Annotated in this window: 17 protein-coding genes and 2 pseudogenes; 16 read left to right on the forward strand and 3 right to left on the reverse strand. The window is 39.2% G+C overall.

What is annotated here, in order from left to right; all coding sequences use genetic code 11:
• Positions 1-8: 8 nt before the first annotated feature.
• The 12 genes and pseudogenes from V6D41_RS16720 (at position 9) to V6D41_RS16775 (ending at position 11952) form a co-directional block, all read left to right on the forward strand.
• Complete coding sequence (locus V6D41_RS16720) at positions 9-335, forward strand: Imm8 family immunity protein (RefSeq protein WP_333518972.1); 327 nt, start codon at positions 9-11, stop codon at positions 333-335.
• A 283-nt stretch (positions 336-618) separates the two neighbouring features.
• Positions 619-1234: pseudogene (locus tag V6D41_RS16725) on the forward strand (T7SS effector LXG polymorphic toxin); the annotation flags it as partial.
• Between the two features lie 844 nt (positions 1235-2078).
• Positions 2079-2471 carry an SMI1/KNR4 family protein gene (locus tag V6D41_RS16730; RefSeq protein ID WP_333518973.1) on the forward strand — a complete coding sequence of 131 codons (393 nt, stop codon included), beginning with the start codon at positions 2079-2081 and terminating at the stop codon, positions 2469-2471.
• 1036 nt (positions 2472-3507) lie between these two features.
• Positions 3508-4026: a DUF2247 family protein gene (locus V6D41_RS16735; protein ID WP_333518974.1), complete on the forward strand. Its 519-nt coding sequence runs from the start codon at positions 3508-3510 to the stop codon at positions 4024-4026.
• Positions 4027-4310: 284 nt separating this feature from the next.
• Complete coding sequence (locus tag V6D41_RS16740; protein WP_333518975.1) at positions 4311-6140, forward strand: beta-glucoside-specific PTS transporter subunit IIABC; 1830 nt, start codon at positions 4311-4313, stop codon at positions 6138-6140.
• Positions 6141-6161: 21 nt separating this feature from the next.
• Positions 6162-7571, forward strand: a complete 1410-nt coding sequence (gene bglH, locus V6D41_RS16745) for an aryl-phospho-beta-d-glucosidase (RefSeq protein ID WP_333518976.1) — start codon at positions 6162-6164, stop codon at positions 7569-7571.
• Positions 7572-7673: 102 nt separating this feature from the next.
• Positions 7674-8120, forward strand: a complete 447-nt coding sequence (locus V6D41_RS16750) for a universal stress protein (protein WP_148963301.1) — start codon at positions 7674-7676, stop codon at positions 8118-8120.
• A 383-nt stretch (positions 8121-8503) separates the two neighbouring features.
• Positions 8504-9058, forward strand: coding sequence for an SdpA family antimicrobial peptide system protein (locus tag V6D41_RS16755; protein WP_333518977.1), 555 nt, complete (start codon positions 8504-8506; stop codon positions 9056-9058).
• A gap of 95 nt (positions 9059-9153) precedes the next feature.
• Positions 9154-9840, forward strand: coding sequence for a sporulation-delaying protein SdpB family protein (locus V6D41_RS16760; protein ID WP_333518978.1), 687 nt, complete (start codon positions 9154-9156; stop codon positions 9838-9840).
• A 204-nt stretch (positions 9841-10044) separates the two neighbouring features.
• Positions 10045-10614, forward strand: a complete 570-nt coding sequence (locus tag V6D41_RS16765; RefSeq protein WP_333518979.1) for a sporulation delaying protein family toxin — start codon at positions 10045-10047, stop codon at positions 10612-10614.
• Between the two features lie 109 nt (positions 10615-10723).
• On the forward strand, positions 10724-11659 hold the full coding sequence (locus tag V6D41_RS16770; protein WP_333518980.1) for a MerR family transcriptional regulator: 936 nt from the start codon (positions 10724-10726) through the stop codon (positions 11657-11659).
• Positions 11659-11952 (forward strand): hypothetical protein, encoded by a 294-nt coding sequence (locus V6D41_RS16775; protein WP_333518981.1) that lies wholly within the window; start codon positions 11659-11661, stop codon positions 11950-11952. Before V6D41_RS16770 ends, V6D41_RS16775 begins: the two co-directional genes overlap by 1 nt.
• Positions 11953-12568: 616 nt before the next feature.
• Here the strand turns inward: V6D41_RS16775 and V6D41_RS16780 are convergent.
• Complete coding sequence (locus V6D41_RS16780; protein WP_333518982.1) at positions 12569-13333, reverse strand: TerC family protein; 765 nt, start codon at positions 13331-13333, stop codon at positions 12569-12571.
• A gap of 521 nt (positions 13334-13854) precedes the next feature.
• On the opposite strand from V6D41_RS16780, the pseudogene V6D41_RS16785 reads away from it, so the two are divergent.
• The 3 genes and pseudogenes from V6D41_RS16785 to V6D41_RS16795 form a co-directional block, all read left to right on the forward strand.
• Positions 13855-13935 (forward strand): annotated as a pseudogene (locus tag V6D41_RS16785) (SDR family NAD(P)-dependent oxidoreductase); the annotation flags it as partial.
• A gap of 67 nt (positions 13936-14002) precedes the next feature.
• On the forward strand, positions 14003-14938 hold the full coding sequence (locus V6D41_RS16790) for a DMT family transporter (RefSeq protein WP_333519056.1): 936 nt from the start codon (positions 14003-14005) through the stop codon (positions 14936-14938).
• Between the two features lie 117 nt (positions 14939-15055).
• Positions 15056-15361, forward strand: coding sequence for a YxiJ family protein (locus V6D41_RS16795; RefSeq protein ID WP_442893078.1), 306 nt, complete (start codon positions 15056-15058; stop codon positions 15359-15361).
• Positions 15362-15449: 88 nt separating this feature from the next.
• Here the strand turns inward: V6D41_RS16795 and V6D41_RS16800 are convergent, their stop codons facing one another.
• Positions 15450-16007 (reverse strand): DUF2812 domain-containing protein, encoded by a 558-nt coding sequence (locus tag V6D41_RS16800; RefSeq protein ID WP_333518983.1) that lies wholly within the window; start codon positions 16005-16007, stop codon positions 15450-15452.
• Positions 16004-16342 (reverse strand): helix-turn-helix transcriptional regulator, encoded by a 339-nt coding sequence (locus V6D41_RS16805; RefSeq protein ID WP_148963309.1) that lies wholly within the window; start codon positions 16340-16342, stop codon positions 16004-16006. Before V6D41_RS16805 ends, V6D41_RS16800 begins: the two co-directional genes overlap by 4 nt.
• 154 nt (positions 16343-16496) lie before the next feature.
• Here V6D41_RS16805 and V6D41_RS16810 point away from each other — a divergent pair, with 154 nt between their 5' ends.
• Complete coding sequence (locus V6D41_RS16810) at positions 16497-17642, forward strand: rhamnogalacturonan acetylesterase (RefSeq protein ID WP_333518984.1); 1146 nt, start codon at positions 16497-16499, stop codon at positions 17640-17642.
• Positions 17643-17686 lie beyond the last annotated feature (44 nt).

Below are 17686 nucleotides of genomic sequence, written 5' to 3' on the forward strand. Positions count from 1 at the left end.
ATATAATTATGTTAGAAATTAAAGCTTTAACTAAGGACTATGAAAATTGGGGAGAAGACACTAATGATTTCTACATTTCATTTGAACTTGATGTAGGGTTACATGATGTCCCTGGTGCTTCTGATTTATTTACTTTTAACATTATAAGCCCTAAAAGATTGGATAAGGTACTTGAAAGTACAGAAATTGAATTAGGTCATGGATATTTCATAATGAGAGATTTTAATATAAAAACTGTCAATTCTACTGTAGAGACTATCATGAATAAATGTAAAGACGATGACTATGATAAGTATATGAATAATTTATCTCAATACTTTAAATTACAAGGATAACACCAAAAGAGTTGTTGGCTAGTTGCTTATAGTTATAAAAGAATATAATATATCAGAACTGTAATCAATTTTGGATTTAATACACATGTTATATGATAAACAATTAGAGGTTTTTTCATGTCAGAAGAGAATTATAAAACTCTCACTTCTTAATTATTTCAATTAAATGGTTTTCAGAACCCTCTGATTTGCTTCCTAGTGAGTAACTTTAGAGTAGTGTAGTGGTAACTGTTTTACCTTGATTGGCAAAGTGCCTTTCAAGGTTTTTTAATAAAAATAATTTTTTATAAAGCTAATTCATAAACCCTTTCTCCTTTTCTTCGGCATGTTTATCGACGAATACAAAAAAGTGTTGAAACAAACGCAGCACGGCATTTCCTCTGTAGAATCCGACTCTCACGGCATGATTGCGGAGGCTTTTCTCTCACATGACGCAAGACACGGGATCAAGCATGCGCGAGAAGTGACAGAACAGCTCACAGACGCAGTCAATCGCCAGACATCAGCCATCGACCACATCGTTAGCCTGCCGACAGTCAATGACTCCTTTTTTCGGATGGAAACAGAACAGGCTGAAAGGCTGATCACGGACACCCTGCATAAGCTCTTTCAATTTGACGGCCAGCAAACCCAAGCGCTGGAAACAGCAAAATCAGATTTTCAAACGATGAAAAAATACATAGATCAGCTCGAAACGATGTACACCGGCCCGAAAATTGAAATCACAGGCTACAAAAGCGGTTCGATCTTGAAATCAAAGGAAGAAGAAAACATCAACCAAACCTTCGGCGCGATTAACCCGCAAATGAAGCAGGCGGATGATTCTCCGATGGAGATGATGTTGAAGAAGCTGGAGAAACATAAGCAGTCCAACGTTGATACCGTGATGAAGGATGGCAAACAGCAGAAGATCGAGCGTGAGATTCATGCTGATGACAGTTACGTAACAGTTCTGCAGAAAGAAGCAGCAGCGCACCCGAAAGTCTATGGAGACATACGGGTGATAAATGATAAACTGTATAATCATAAAGGATTAAAAAAGATAGATACGATAGAAGTGATTGACGAACTAACTCGCGATACTGCAAGCATCGACTACGTCGGCGGCAAATATATTGTATATGAAAACGGCCAAATTGTGAGAGAATTCTACGCTGGAGGGAAAAAGCGGCTAGAAGAAGTTTCTTACATTCCAGAGGATAAAGTTGGCGGAGCTAAGCCACTTGATTCGTTTCTTGCCGGAACTCAATATGAATTTATTGAGTGGGTAAGCCCTCAGGGTGCTGTTAAAAAATTGGCGGTGCGAGGCGGGAAGCGTGTTGTCACAGATGTTGCTAAACATGTAGCGGAGAAGGAAAGTAAGGGTGAAGTTAATAAGGTTGCTTCTAAGGGGGCGACTCATTTTACAAAGGTTAATGGGGGATCAAATGCTAATGACTTTATTTCAAGTCATTCACAAAAGCATATGTATAATCCAAATAAAGTTTCAACCCCTAAAAAAACACAGTACAGTAAAGACATAAATGTGTCCGAATTAAGAAGAGACACCATGCTTAACCCCGATAGTATTGTTTACGACGATATTAGGAATACCATAGCATACAAAAAGAATTACAATTTTAATATTAGTACCCCTGATACTCCAACAGGACAGCACAGAGTGTTTTTAAATCTTAATAATCCTAGAAGGCACTCGCAATTTCCTTATTTTAAAATTAATAAGTAATTAGGGGGATATGAAATATGTATAAAAAAATTGAAGAAATATTAAATATAAAACTTCCTGTCGAGTATGTTAATAGCTATCAAAATAATAATTTTAATAGATTTAGTCGCTTGTATCTACCTGATGATAAAGAGATAGTTGAAATTAAAAAATATTGTTCCTTAGAAAACGAAAATGATGAAGATTATTTAGTAAATGTTTATGGCAGAGATAGAAATATGCTATTAGAAGATTTAGTACCTTTTGCTATTACAGAGGATGAGGATTATATATGTTTTTATTACAGTCGAGGTAGGGAACATGAGCCATCGATTGTATATTTCAGCTATGATTTAGCGTATGAAGATAGGGGAGAAGCAATTTTTGAAATTGCAGATAGCTTTAGAGATTTCGTTAATTTGTTGGAATAAACTTCCGGAATTAGAATGGCAATTGACTTTTAAACCTTGATTTAGCTAAATGGATTTTAGTTTATTTCTAATTTTGATAAAGGTAGTTTGAATTATGTTGAGAGTATCGGTATATAAAGAAAAAAGACAGAAGTAATAAAATTTGATTATTACACACCCATTAATATAGAATTTGGAAATTGGGATATATCAGAAGATAAAACGGTATACTGGAGAACCGGTGATTTTATAATCGAAATAGGATTTGCACAAAAAACAGGAGAAATTCGTTCTATTACATTAACTCTGTGTGAAAGTGTTTATAGATCTAAAGAATGGAATATTGAAAACATTGAACCAATAAAAGGGGTTCCTGTTGTTAGCGTAGACCGACAACAAAATGAAATGTATTTTGATGTAAAAGGAATATTAAACGTATATATAACAGATAAGACAGTTTATATTCAATTTTCAGCTCATGAGATAGAATCTCTTATAGAAAATAATCACGTGTTATTTTGTTTGGATAGTGATAACAATATTTGTGGTGTCATTATAAACGATGTAGGAGATAATGAAATCAACATATTAGAAGAGGCATTAAAATAATAATAAAGAAAAACCTTGAAGGGCGAACCTTTCAAGGTTTTTCACAATTATCATCTTTTTCTAGCAACAACAAATAAAAAGTTTAGGGGCGGCTTATAATTTTTACTATTTATAATGAATATGATTTATTAGAACTGTTTGATAGCGAGCCAATAAGCGTGGCGAGTGATCCTCTTGCAGAAGTGTTTATGTACTCTATCCAGGATATGAAAGGCTTTAAACTGATTCTGACAATGGATGTATACGCTTTGGAGTGCAATCTAAGTCTTGCCTTCAATGAGTTGCTTGTTTTTGAATCTAAGTTTATAAATGTTACTCAATTAAAGAGATGTAATTCTGATCTATTTATATATATTCATAACGAACCAAGGGTAAAGGTTATATTTAAAAAGCAACTTGGAATTATTTTTATTTAATGACATATATGAAATTAAAGGAATGTTAGAAAATGAAAATCACCTTAAATACTTTCAAAGTACATCATATAAATTACGATTGGAAAACTCTTTACGTTGGATTGAAAAAGGATTGGATAAACAAAATTGAAGTAATGAATTATGCTGTTGAATATTTGATGAACCATCCCGATGTACAACAAGAAGAGATACTAGAACTGGCTTGGGGAGACAAAGATGAGATTGAAGAATCCATTTTAAATATAATACGAGTTGAAGAAAATGGTTTTTATGCTATTGAAAAAAGAAAATGGAGATATGTTATTCTTCTTGAAGTAAAATCAAAGTATAGTGATCATGCAACTGAGCTTTTGAGCAAGCTCGCAGAAGTTTACGCAGATATGAATTACCCTGAAGATATGGAGGGTTTTATTCATTATCAGCCTTCTAATGACGGATGCAATCCGCGTTTACATTCATATGAAAAAAATATAAATAAATTATGCAATTTGTTTCAAGACTTTTTAGTAAAAGAAAAACAAACTATACAAGATCAATTGCCGTTGTACTAGAAGCGTTACCCTTAGTCAAAAACCAAAAATGAAAGCGTTGACATCCTATAAACCTAGTGCTAAAGTATACCTACAAACAAATACATCGACCCGTCAGGATTGTTACTGCGAAAGCAGGCAAAACCTAAATGGTGCAGGTGCAGGAGGAGACTCTCGCAATCTGTGTCATTTAGGTTTTTTTTATTCTCAATTTAGGAGGTGATGCGGCATTTGATACAAAAAAAGCTGGTGAAAGGCGGCCACCTTTCATCCAGCGGGTTCCCCCATAAAAAGGAGGTATTCACATGGATTATGATAAGTTATCGAAAGACATATTACAACTCGTAGGCGGTGAAGACAACGTTCAGCGCGTGATTCACTGCATGACGAGGCTTCGTTTTAATCTTCATGACAATTCGAAGGCGGATCGCGGTCAATTGGAGCGGCTGTCGGGTGTGATGGGCACTAATATCAGCGGTGGTCAGTTTCAAATTATCATTGGAAATGATGTGCCGAAGGTGTACCAGGCGATGCTGCAGCACGGTAAGCTCAGTGATGAGAAGAGTGCCGGTTCATCATCTCAGAAAAAGAGTGTGCTGAGTGCGGTCTTTGATGTGATTTCCGGTGTGTTTACCCCGATTCTTCCGGCGATTGCGGGAGCGGGGATGATTAAAGGGCTTGTCGCGTTAGCCGTTACATTCGGCTGGATGGCAGAGACGAGCCAGGCACATGTGATTCTTTCGGCTGTCGGTGACGGCGCGTTCTACTTCCTGCCGCTCCTGCTTGCGATGAGCGCGGCGAGAAAGTTCGGAAGCAATCCATATGTAGCGGCGGCGATTGGGGCGGCGATTCTGCATCCGGATTTGACGGCGCTGCTTGGTGCGGGGAAACCGATTTCCTTTATCGGGCTTCCTGTCACCGCTGCTACGTATTCGTCAACAGTCATTCCGATTTTGCTGGCGATTTGGATCGCATCGTATGTTGAGAAGTGGATTGACCGGATCACCCACTCTTCTCTGAAGCTGATTGTGGTTCCGACACTGACATTGCTGATTGTTGTGCCGCTGACGCTGATGACAGTCGGTCCGCTTGGCGCTATTTTGGGAGAATACTTGTCTGTCGGTGTAAACGTTTTATTTGATCATGCAGGGCTTATTGCGATGATTTTGCTTGCGGGAACATTCTCTTTAATCATTATGACGGGCATGCATTATGCACTGGTGCCGATTATGATTAACAACATTGCCCAAAACGGGCACGATTACTTGCTGCCCGCTATGTTTTTGGCGAATATGGGGCAGGCCGGGGCATCATTTGCCGTTTTCCTTCGCTCCAGAAACAAAAAGTTTAAATCACTTGCGCTCACAACGAGTGTCACGGCGCTGATGGGGATTACAGAACCCGCGATGTACGGCGTGAATATGAGATTGAAAAAACCGTTTGCGGCGGCTTTGCTGGGTGGCGCGGCCGGCGGAGCATTTTACGGTGTGACGGGTGTTGCTTCCTATATTGTTGGAGGAAACGCGGGTCTGCCGAGTATTCCGGTCTTCATCGGACCAACGTTTATTTACGCCATGATCGGCCTTGTGATTGCGTTTGCGGCGGGAACAGCGGCAGCCTATCTTATTGGATTCGAGGATGTGCCGTCTGATAGTGATCAGCGGCCGTCTGTGCATGAAGGCAGCGGAGAAATCATTCACAGCCCGATTAAAGGTGAAGTAAAGTCATTAAGTGAAGTGAATGACGGGGTGTTTTCTGCCGGGGTCATGGGAAAAGGATTCGCTATTGAGCCTGAAGAAGGAGAAGTTGTTTCTCCTGTTCATGGAAGCGTTACCACTGTTTTTAAAACAAAGCATGCGATTGGAATGACGAGTGATCAGGGAGCCGAAATTCTCATACACATTGGATTGGACACTGTGAAGCTGGAGGGGCAATGGTTTACAGCTCACGTCAAAGAAGGCGACAAGGTCGCACCGGGAGATTTGCTCGTGTCCTTTGATCTGGAACAAATCAAAGCGGTGGGATATGACGTCATCACCCCGGTGATCGTGACCAACACAGACCAATATTCGTTTTCCCCTGTAAAAGAAATCGGCAAGGTGAAGACAAAAGAAGCGTTGCTAGCTATATCTTAAAAAACTGATGAGGTGATCAATATGAGTGCAAATGCAAAACGATTTCCAGAAGGATTTTTATGGGGCGGCGCGGTTGCTGCCAATCAAGTGGAAGGTGCTTATAACGAGGGCGGTAAGGGGCTTTCGACAGCTGACGTATCACCGAACGGCATCATGTCTCCATTTGATGAGTCGATGTCTTCCTTGAATCTTTATCATAACGGAATTGATTTTTATCATCGTTATAAAGAGGACATTGCCTTGTTTGCGGAGATGGGTTTTAAAGCGTTCCGTACATCGATTGCGTGGACAAGAATTTTTCCGAATGGTGATGAAGAGGAACCAAATGAAGAAGGCCTCACATTTTATGATGATCTATTTGATGAACTGTTAAAGCATCAGATTGAGCCTGTCGTCACCATCTCTCATTATGAAATGCCGCTAGGTTTAGTGAAGAATTACGGCGGCTGGAAGAATCGCAAGGTCATAGAGTTTTACGAACGCTATGCCAAAACCGTTTTCAAGCGCTATCAACACAAAGTGAAGTATTGGATGACGTTCAATGAAATTAACGTAGTGCTCCATGCGCCGTTTACTGGCGGCGGCCTTGTCTTTGAAGAAGGAGAAAACAAATTAAACGCGATGTATCAGGCCGCGCACCACCAGTTTGTCGCCAGCGCCCGCGCTGTCAAAGCGGGGCATGAGATCATTCCTGATTCAAAAATCGGCTGTATGATTGCGGCAACGACAACCTATCCGATGACATCTAAGCCGGAGGATGTCTTCGCGGCAATGGAGAATGAGCGCAAAACACTTTTCTTCTCAGATGTGCAGGCAAGAGGCGCATACCCGGGATATATGAAACGCTTCTTGGCAGAAAATCATATTGAAATTGAAATGGCTGATGGCGATGAAGAGATTTTGAAAGAACATACGGTGGATTACATCGGATTCAGCTACTACATGTCCATGGCGGCAAGCACTGATCCTGAAGATCTTGCAAAATCAGGAGGCAACCTGCTGGGCGGTGTGAAAAATCCATATCTCAAATCATCAGAATGGGGCTGGCAGATTGATCCGAAAGGCTTGCGCACCACGCTTAATACGTTATATGACCGCTACCAGAAGCCGCTGTTTATCGTGGAAAACGGCCTTGGTGCGGCAGACAAAGTGGAGGAGGACGGCTCTATTCAGGATGATTACAGAATCGACTATCTGCGGGACCATTTGATTGAAGCCCGGGAAGCCATTGCTGACGGTGTCGACTTAATCGGATACACGTCATGGGGACCGATTGACCTTGTCAGCGCCTCCACTGCGGAAATGAAAAAACGCTACGGCTACATTTATGTTGATCGGGACAATGAAGGAAACGGAACATTAAACCGCATCAAGAAAAAAAGCTTCGGCTGGTATCAGCGGGTCATCGCCACAAATGGAGAGAGTCTCTGACAACTTTTTGAATACTCATGCGCTTCAATTGACAATAACCGGAAGCAGGCGGACAATAAAAGAGAAAGATGAACCACCCACAGTCCGAAAGGCGGGAAGAGCATGTTTAACAAAATGTTAGTTGCGATTGACGGATCAGATATGAGTGCAAAAGCGCTTGATGCCGCAGTGCATTTGGCTAAAGAGCAGCAGACGGAACTAAGCATTCTTCATGTGGGGAGAGAAGCCGTCGTCACGACTTCTTCTCTGACGGGAATGGTCTATGTGCCTGAACATTTTATTGAAGAAATCAGGGACCAGGTTAAAAAAGAAGGCCTGAAAATTCTTGAGAATGCAAAAGAAAAAGCAGCGGGAAACGGTGTTCAAGCTGAAACGATTTACGCGCAAGGCGAGCCGGCGCATGAGATACTAAATACCGCAAAAGAGAAAGGCGTCAGCCTGATCGTAGTCGGCAGCCGGGGCATCAGCGGCCTCAAAGAAATGATGCTTGGAAGCGTCAGCCATAAAGTGTCTCAATTATCGCCCTGTCCTGTATTAATTGTTCGATAGAAAAAAAGCGATTGGGTCTAATTTTAAAAATAAGAAAATTGAATTGCGAAGTTTAAATTAATAATTTTTACAAAAGTGGAAAAAGTTAGAAAGAGTGAGTGATTTATAGTAAGAGTAATTTGGAGGATTTTTGAATAAGTAGAGAGGGCTAATAAGCTCTCTTTTTTTTGTATATCAAAACTGAATGTAATGAACAAAAGCAAGTTACTAAGCTAAAAATAATTGAAAATAAACAAACAAAAAAATGCCCAAGAAAATTAAAAAAATTTAAATTATATTTAAAACAATAAGTTAATAACCAAATAAATACAGATCTATTTTACCTTTTTCTTCTATGTTAATATATGCATAATGATCATTAACAAATATACAGGAGATTCGATATGAATAATAGTTCGATAAAAAACAAGAGTTTTCTAATGTTAGTAGTCATTTCTGCTGTGTGGATGGTTTTTATAGGTAAGTCGATCATTGCCGTCTTACCCACAAACCCATTGTCTTCCAATATTGATGAGCAAAGTTTCATGAAAACTCTGTATCCTCAGGGATGGGGCTTTTTTAGCAAAAATCCTAGAGAAGAAATGATAAATGTTTATGAAACTAAAACTTATACACAGGCAGTTTCTTGGCCGAATAATAGCTTTAAGAACATTTTTGGGTTAGACAGACATGGAAGAGCACAAGGGATTGAGTTGGGATATTTAATAGAACAGATTCCAAAATCAATAGAATGGGAAGAATGTCATGACGGATCAAGAGCTTGTTTAAAAAAGACTTATACTTTATTGACTATAAATAATAAAACACTTAATCCATCTTTATGCGGAAATTTAGGTTTATCCAGAGAAACACTGATACCTTGGGCATGGAGCAGTAAAAGTAGAAGTAATATTTCAAAAGAATCTAAAGTATTGAGAGTTGAAGTTAAATGTTCTTAAATCGAAGTGTTTTTAAGACATTCAATGAAAAGACTTTTGAGTGGGTTAATTGTAACTATCCCTGGACAAATGTTTATGGAGTATCTAGAAGTTTAATGGCTTTGGCAACAGCTCTAACTCTGATTTTTAATGATGCCAGTGTGTTTTTTAGACCGGCTAGCGGAATAGATACTTACCCTTATTGTCCAAAAACTATTCCAAGTGTTTTTTGCTTTACTTCAAATGATTATCTTCATCTCAATATAGTACGTTGGATTTGTGTATTTTTATTGCTAATTATAGCCACTGGATGGCGACCGAGAATCACTGGATTTATTCATTGGTGGATTTGTTATAGTTTGCAGGTTTCTGCCCTTACGATTGATGGTGGCGAACAGGTAAATGCGGTTTTTAGTCTATTGCTCTTACCTATAACATTAACTGACGGTAGGAAATGGCATTGGTACAATAATGAAGTAAGCAACATTAATAGCAACGGAGAGTTTTATGCTAGGATGATAGCTTTGGTCTCTTTTGCTGTAATAAGAGTACAAGTATCTATATTATATTTTAATTCCTTTGTAGCTAAGTTAGGTGAGGAAGACTGGATTAATGGAACAGCAGTTTATTACTATTCCCAACACTTAATGTTAGGTTTTCCAGAGCCCATACTTCATGTCTTTCAATTTATAATCACTAGTAAATATGTTGTGGTAGCTACTTGGGGAACATTGCTCATTCAGTTCTTATTGTTTGCAGCTATACTGGCACCTAAAAAAAATGGAATCTTTTATTCTATATAGGATTGCTTATGCATGATATTTTTGCAATTATGTTTGGTTTAATTAGTTTTTCAATGATTATGTGCAGTATTTTAATTTTATATTTAAGACCTCTAGACAAACCTTTCAAGTTGAAAAAAATTAAACTTAAAAAAGGTTTATTAGAAAGGGGGGATAAACAAAAGGTTGTGAATTATTAAATTAAATAATAAAGGAGGAAGAAAAATGAAAGGGAATTTTATCAACAGAAAAAACTTAATATTCATTCTATTTGTATTGTTAGTTTCATCAATTACAAGCCATTTTAACTCTGCTAAGGCTATCGAAAGCCATAAATTTTCTGGCGAAGAAATTTATGCTGGTGTGGCCTTTGGGCAAGGAGATGTAGCAAAACTTTTTCCGGAAGTTTGGAGTAAAGAGAATTTAGAAAAATTATCTACAAAAGAATCAAAAAGAAAAGCACTTAAGTTAATCGCAGAAATGAAGGAAGTAGATCCAAACTACTTCAATAATTTGGAGAAAGCCATTTATGAAAACAAAGATCCAAAAGAAGTAAAGGAACTTCTCACAAGAAGCGGAAAAATTCTAAAAAAGGTTGATCCAAACATATCTGAAAATACTCAAGTTGACTCTGCCGAAGGAGCTTGTGTCACATTTGTGACGTGGACGGCAGTAGCTGCTATATGGGTAGCTGTTGTTGCTGGAGCTGTGGTTGTTGCCTCCACTGTGACCAATGATAAGACATCTTTGATGAATGAAATGCTTGTTAAAAATATGGTGGAAAGACTAAATTAAACTCTAAAAATGGATCTTAATTTTAAAAAAGTTAAGATCCATTTTTTATTGACATATCCCTCACGTATACCTTTAAGATTAAAGTGAAAATCTCTAAGGAGTGAATTTCATGAATATTAAACAAGTATCTGAATTAACAGGTTTAACTAAAAAAGCGATTAAGTATTATGAATCTGAAGGATTAATTGAAGTTAATAAAAACCCAACGAATCAGTATAGAGAGTATTCTGAAAAAGAAATTTCTCAGTTGAATTTAATTGCGTCTCTTCGATTGCTCCATCTGCCTATAAAAGAGATTAAATCGCTTCTAAAAGGAGAAAGAAAGCTTCCAGAATTATTAAATGAACAGTTAAATCAAATTAATATAAATTTAAAGCAACTTGAGCAACAGAAATTATTAACAGAGACTCTCATACAGAACATAAATGAAATAGATGATTTTAGTGATAAGATTAAAATTTTAGAAGACACTTTGCAGTTGAAAGATCAAGAAAAGAAAGAATATATACTGGATAAAATTTTGAGAATATTCCCAGGTAAATTTGGTGAATTCGTTGTTGTTATGTTTGAGCCTTTTTTAGAAGTTACTATTGATAATGAGAGTAAACGTTTAGATTGGTTAAATTTAGTCAGCTATTTGGATGATATTGAAGAGGTAGAGGACAATCATCCGATTATGAAGTTAATTATGGAAAATGAGCAAGAACTGGAAAGCCTTAAGAAGAACAATCAAGATACTGTAAATAAAATAATTAATAAAGACCCTGAATTAGTTGAACAACAAAAACAAGCAATAATAAACTTAGTGAAAAATGTAAATTCAAATAAAGAGTTTAAAGAGAGTTTCATTAAACAAGTAAATAGCGGAAATGACCTTCCTCAATTAAAAGAAGGAAGTAAATTTAGTGATATGTTATATAAAATAAGTTCGAAGTATAAGATCTTTTTAGACAATCAAACAGAAATAAAAAAACAAGCCGATGCAGAGTTAGGATTTGATTCAAAACAATTTTTAGAAGCCATTATAAAGGGTGAAAGAGATTGATGAACTATATTATTGGCGGGTTTTTATGCTTATTATTTGCCTATTTAATTGGTGTAAAAAAAATATTAGTTCTATTAATAAATTACAATGACTTTACTTTTTTAGGTGATAAGGAAAAGTTATCAAAAAGAATGGGGATTATACTATTTATAATTGGAGTATTCACTATATTAATGCCTTTGTTACTTATGGTTTTTGGCGTTTTAATAAAAAGCATATATACAGTCATAATAATTGCTTTAGTCTTACTTGCTTCTTTATTTATTGTAGTTCCATACTTTCAAATCAAATAAATGACTTCATTCGCTTTAATATAGTTCAAGGGAAAGACCTTAGAATTTATGTGCAATGTGCAATCAAAAGTAACAGGGGTATTTTCCCATTGGGGCAACAATAGGATGATACAACCTATTAGAACAACAACTGTCTTGGACAAATGTTTATGGTGTTCAATGGCTTTGGTGACAGCGCTGATTCTGCTTTTTAATGATCCATTGTGTTTCTTAGAACAGTTAGCGATACTTATCTTCATTGCCCAAAAATAACTCGTTTGAATTTATGTATTGCGTATTGCTATTTATAGCAACTGGGTGGCGTCCGAAAATCACTGGAGTTATCCATTGGTGGACTTGTTAGTATGGATGGATAAGTGAACATTAGAAAGTTTATATTCAATTTTTTTTTAAAAGTTGTTGCGTTCCAAGAAAAACAAATACCAAAAGAGGCGCCTCCCTTTGAACAATAAGGGATGACGCCTCTATCTGGTTTGGTTTCAAATCCAACTGCCTAGTTGCCACAGCGTTTTAATTTGTTTTCCCAGTTCCTATTCGAATGTTAGCTGCCCCGTTCACATAAAAATTCCGTATGCTCTTAAACATACCTTCCTCTTTTCATTGTTGCTTATTCTATCTATTTCTTTGCTGCTTTATTGGCCGGCGCAAACCAACCGAATAAAGCAATGGCCACTAAAACGCCATAGAAGATCAGCGTCCAGGTGGTGCTGTGGGGAAAGTGATGGTCCAGGATTCCAATATCTTCATGGGCAAGGGTAATGACCACCAGTTTGACACCGACCCAGGCCACAATGGCATATGCGGTTGTTTCCAGTGCGGGGCGCTGATTAAGAAGTTTTACAAACCAGGTTGCGGCAAACTTAATCAGGATAAGGCCTGCAATTCCGCCTAGGACAACAACAATAAATTGTCCTCCATCCATGCCGCCGAAATCATCAAGCGGTGATTCCGGAAGGCCGAGAGCTAAAGCAACCGCAGCAAGAATCGAATCAATGGCAAAAGCGAGGTCCGCTAAAGCAATCTTCCCGACTGTGGGCCAGAAACCTTTCCCGGCAGCCTCCTCTTTGGCCTCCTCATGAATATTCTCGTTTTTTTTCCCGAAACGGGCCTTCATCACATGCTTTAAGCCCAGGTAAAGAAGATACGCTGCTCCTATCGCCTGAATCTGCCAGACATTCGCGATAAACGAAATGGCAAAAAGCGCCGCAAACCTGAACGCAAATGCCATTATGATTCCATAATTTATCGCTTTTTTCTTCTGATCATCGGGTAAATGCTTGGCGATCACTGCCAGTACAAGGGCATTATCAGCCGACAGCAGTCCTTCTAATCCAATTAAAATGAGTAATGTCCAGGCATATTCCAGCCAGATAGACTCCATTAACATCGTTCCTTTCTAAAACGTAAAGTGTGCTGTAAAAGTTGCGATATCAACAGCATTCCCCTTCTCATCTATCGTTAATCCAATTGAGTAGGTTGGTATTTCTTGGGGGCTCTTCGTGTTGGCAAAAACCAGAAATCTACATGTGCAACATGCTAAAAGATAAGTGATACATCAATTAAGTATAGTATCTGTGTTGTTTAAAATTACCAAAATGAATAAAGTCATAATGTAAAATGGTGAAAAAAAGAATATAATGAATACAAGTGCAAAGGCTTTGAGGCGGTAAAGCAACTTCTAGCGGCCAGCGTGTCGTTGGAGTAGATAATTAAACGGATAAGATGTCAGAATTTATAGTAAACAATGCTTTCACATGAAGGAAGCAGCCTTGTCTGATGTTCAGCAGGCAGAATCTTTGATGCCAAAGCCTGAACAAAACCATTTGATTCCGGTATCTTAATCAATGCGGCGGAATAAGGAATTTTTTTGAATTATCAGCAGGATTATTTAAAAGGTCATCTTTAGCTTCTGATGAGGCGCACTTTATTACAGGCTCAAACTTTGTCATAGACGGCGGCTGGACGGCCGGCAAGAAACTATAATAAAGGGAAAAGCACCTTGCAGCTGGGGTGCTTTTCCCTATACATAACTGGAGGTAGAATACACTTGATGAAGCAAGATCTCTCAATCATATCAAAACAAAAATCAACAGCCGTGCTGAAAATGGTCATCTCCATGGTGATTTTCGGTTCCATCGGCTTTTTCTCAGAGCATACCAATCTGCCGTCATTTGAATTGGTATTCATCCGCTGCCTTTGCGCGACGCTATTTTTAAGCTTCTGCTGGCTGGCGTCCGGCCAGTATAAAACCGAAAAGTGGAGCAAGAGAGAAGTGCTGCAAACATTGGCGTGCGGTTTCTTTCTTGTATTCAACTGGGTGTTCTTATTTAAGTCTTTTGAAGAAACATCTGTCACGATCGCCATCTCGGTTTATCACCTTGCACCGGTGCTTGTTCTTCTCCTGGGGAGCATCATCTACAGAGAAAAATTAAACGTCATCTCCGTCAGTTCCATTATCATCTGTTTTCTGGGAACTGCGCTGATTTCCGGGATTAATGGCAGCACATCACTAACGCAGCTGATGGGATCAGGAATCATTTGGGCCGTTCTCGCCGCACTGTTTTATGCATTCACAACTTTATTGGGAAAAGGCATTCACAACCTCAGCCCTTACGCGACCACCTTCCTGCAAACCGGTTTAGGGATCATTATCCTGATTCCGTTTATTCACTTTGGCGCTTTTGCCGGCCTGTCTCAGGGGAACTGGATCATGGTGGTGTCTACCGGTATCATTCATACGGGTATTGTGTATTTGCTGTTTTTTGACAGTTTGCGTTTTTTATCAACGAAATTTATTTCAATCATTGTCTTCCTCGACCCGGCTGTCGCGATCGTGCTGGATACCGTCTTCACAGGCTTCCGCCCAGACCTCTATCAAACACTAGGCATCGTGATGATCTTTGCGGGCATGGCTTTGACGCTTGTCAGAAGGCAGGGGAAAGCGGATGTGGTCGCTGAGGGTAAGGATATTGAACAAATTCAGTAACACTAATAGAGAAAACGTAAAAAGGCCTAAGCGGTCTTAATTATTTGTGGAGGGATAATAATAAAAAAGTATAAACGTTACAATTTAGATAATGAATTAATTTCCACCCTTGAGAGAATTAAAAGAGATTTAGAAGGTCCATTTCCTTCTGATATTGAGAAATTAGAGGACGATTATAATGAATTTTGTTTAGCGGAAGATTTTTATGAATTTTTTATGCTCATTGTTGGAAGTCTAAGTTATGTTTTAGCAGATAAAAAACTGCCCAAACGCCAACTTGATTCATTATCAAAATCTTTTTTGGAACTATACCCTAGGTACTATCAAATGAATGGAATTTTAGAAAACTATCCTGCACTAAAGCGAGAAATAGAACTACACGAGCGAGCAAGGAGATTATTAATTAATATCATTTCTAATTAGCAAGCACTTTAAGAAATGATAGTATATATAAGCTTAGAATATTTGTACAACAGGCACGGAAAGTAATGAAAAAGCAAAACCCCAGCCTTCACTCAAGGTTGGGGTTTCTGTGTTTGACTCGCCAAATTCTAAAGACAGAGGCTGCGTAAGTGAGAATAGCCGGTATAGTGATAGCGATGAGAAAGACAAAAAGGACGTGGACGGTGTTATGAAGTATGGAAGCTTCACCAGAAATAAACGTATTCCTGATGACAGTGACAGCCGCGGTAAGACAGAGCATGAACAATGTGATATAGCGCAGGGAAGATTCACTTTGTTTATATTTATCAATCATAGTTGAACGGTCGGAGTAAATCGGCTTCGTTCCGGGTTCAGCAGCAAAGATGTGTGTGTCGTATACAGAGCAAACACGTTCCCATCCGGCCGCTTCAAACATCTCGGTGTATTCCGCCAAGCTTTCTTCCTCAACATCATGATAGTCAATGCTGTATATCAACTTCCGCGGCTCAGCTTTTTTAAGCTTATACCCCATAAACGCAAATGAATCGAGCACCCAGCCTTTGCCGGCCATATCGCTTAGTCTCTTCATATCCTTTTCTTCTGAAAACGCCAAGCCTTCGGACATCATATATTTTTTCTGTTTCATGATTCATCCCCTTTCCTTTGTTGAAAAGCGCGTTCGCCGTGTTCAGCCATCACTTTTCTGCGCTGAATTTCTTTTTTGAGTAATTCTTGGCCGTGCAGGGTGGTCTGGTACACTTTGCGGCGTGGGTTGTCATTGTTGATAAGCTCAATGATCTCTTTTTGCAGTAATTTCTTTAACAATGTATATAAAGTAGCCGGGCCGATCGTAAAGGAGTCATCGGTCATTTCCTCAATCTCTTGCATGATCGAATATCCGTGCTTTGGTTCTAGCAATGTTAAGACAATATAATAGGCTGGATCGGTAAGCTGATCCATTTCCTGACGTTGTTTTGGCAAGGGGTCACCTCATTTCTTGTATCAACTAATGATATATCACTTATTGATATAATAAAATCTTCCTTTTGTTTTGTCAATTCTGCATTCAGTCATCATAAAGAAACAATCACCGAGTATGCATTAATGTATACGTTTTCATAGAGGGGGAATCTTGATGAAAAAATGGATAACGGCGGGTTTTGTGATGATGTTGATGTTAGGTTTCAGCGGGGCGGAGAGTTTGAAGGCGTCAGAGCCGAAGGTGTATCAGTTTGACTTTGGAGACGGTTCAGTTGAGCCTGGTTACATTGGGGTAAGGGCGTCTGACCGTTATCACCCGTCAAAGGGCTACGGTTTTCAAACACCGGAGAATATGAAGGATGTGGCGGCATCCGGCACTGGTGTGAAAAGTGATGCGGTTCAATTTTTGGCGTATGGGACGAAAAGCGACAACACGTTTAACGTGGATCTCCCGAACGGCCTTTACGAGGTGAAGGTGACGCTTGGCAATACGGCAAGGGCCAGTGTGGCGGCGGAGGGTGTGTTTCAGGTCATCAATATGACGGGAGACGGTGCGGAGGATACGTTCCAAATTCCTGTCACCGACGGGCAGCTGAATCTGCTGGTGACAGAGGGAAAAGCAGGCACCGCTTTTACGCTCAGCGCCTTGAAAATCAAGAAATTGTCTGATCAGCCGGTGACGAATCGAACCATTTATGTTGGAGGCGACTCGACGGTTTGCAATTATTATCCGCTCAACAGCAGCAAGCAGGCGGGCTGGGGGCAGATGCTGCCTCACTATGTCGACAAACAATTTCAAGTGAGAAACATGGCGTCAGGCGGGCAGATCGCGAGAGGGTTTCGAAATGACGGGCAGCTTGAGGCGATCTTGAAGTATATCAAGCCGGGAGATTATTTTATGTTGCAGCTCGGCATTAATGACACAAATCCGAAGCATAATGAATCTGAAGCGGAGTTTAAGGAGATTATGCGAGATATGATCCGCGAGGTGAAAGCGAAGGGTGCGGAAGTCATCCTTTCAACACCACAGGGACGGGCGACAGATTTTACGTCTGAAGGCATTCATTCGTCTGTCAACCGATGGTACAGGGCTTCTATTTTGGCTTTGGCCGAAGAGGAAAAAACGCACCTCATTGACTTAAATGTCCTCAGCTCGGCTTACTTTACATCAATCGGTCCGGAAAAAACACTCGCGTTATATATGGACGGAGATACGCTGCATCCTAACCGCGCGGGAGCTGACGCACTGGCGCGGCTAGCTGTTCAGGAGTTGAAACGCCAGAGAATTGAAGGATTTTAATACGTCATTTTTCGGCAAAACACATATGCCTGCGTGAATTAGCG

The sequence above is a fragment of the Bacillus sp. 0102A genome, from assembly GCF_036765155.1.
Taxonomy (GTDB): Bacteria; Bacillota; Bacilli; order Bacillales; family Bacillaceae; genus Bacillus; species Bacillus subtilis_G.

Excerpts from the sequence above, each read along its gene's own strand:
- V6D41_RS16800 (WP_333518983.1), bottom strand. The coding sequence starts at position 16,007 with ATGAAACAGAAAAAATATATGATGTCCGAAGGCTTGGCGTTTTCAGAA.
- V6D41_RS16790 (WP_333519056.1), top strand. The coding sequence starts at position 14,003 with ATGAAGCAAGATCTCTCAATCATATCAAAACAAAAATCAACAGCCGTG.
- V6D41_RS16775 (WP_333518981.1), top strand. The coding sequence starts at position 11,659 with ATGAACTATATTATTGGCGGGTTTTTATGCTTATTATTTGCCTATTTA.
- V6D41_RS16740 (WP_333518975.1), top strand. The coding sequence starts at position 4,311 with ATGGATTATGATAAGTTATCGAAAGACATATTACAACTCGTAGGCGGT.
- V6D41_RS16765 (WP_333518979.1), top strand. The coding sequence starts at position 10,045 with ATGAAAGGGAATTTTATCAACAGAAAAAACTTAATATTCATTCTATTT.
- V6D41_RS16720 (WP_333518972.1), top strand. The coding sequence starts at position 9 with ATGTTAGAAATTAAAGCTTTAACTAAGGACTATGAAAATTGGGGAGAA.
- bglH (WP_333518976.1), top strand. The coding sequence starts at position 6,162 with ATGAGTGCAAATGCAAAACGATTTCCAGAAGGATTTTTATGGGGCGGC.
- V6D41_RS16755 (WP_333518977.1), top strand. The coding sequence starts at position 8,504 with ATGAATAATAGTTCGATAAAAAACAAGAGTTTTCTAATGTTAGTAGTC.
- V6D41_RS16735 (WP_333518974.1), top strand. The coding sequence starts at position 3,508 with ATGAAAATCACCTTAAATACTTTCAAAGTACATCATATAAATTACGAT.
- V6D41_RS16750 (WP_148963301.1), top strand. The coding sequence starts at position 7,674 with ATGTTTAACAAAATGTTAGTTGCGATTGACGGATCAGATATGAGTGCA.
- V6D41_RS16730 (WP_333518973.1), top strand. The coding sequence starts at position 2,079 with ATGTATAAAAAAATTGAAGAAATATTAAATATAAAACTTCCTGTCGAG.
- V6D41_RS16810 (WP_333518984.1), top strand. The coding sequence starts at position 16,497 with ATGAAAAAATGGATAACGGCGGGTTTTGTGATGATGTTGATGTTAGGT.
- V6D41_RS16770 (WP_333518980.1), top strand. The coding sequence starts at position 10,724 with ATGAATATTAAACAAGTATCTGAATTAACAGGTTTAACTAAAAAAGCG.
- V6D41_RS16780 (WP_333518982.1), bottom strand. The coding sequence starts at position 13,333 with ATGGAGTCTATCTGGCTGGAATATGCCTGGACATTACTCATTTTAATT.
- V6D41_RS16760 (WP_333518978.1), top strand. The coding sequence starts at position 9,154 with ATGGCTTTGGCAACAGCTCTAACTCTGATTTTTAATGATGCCAGTGTG.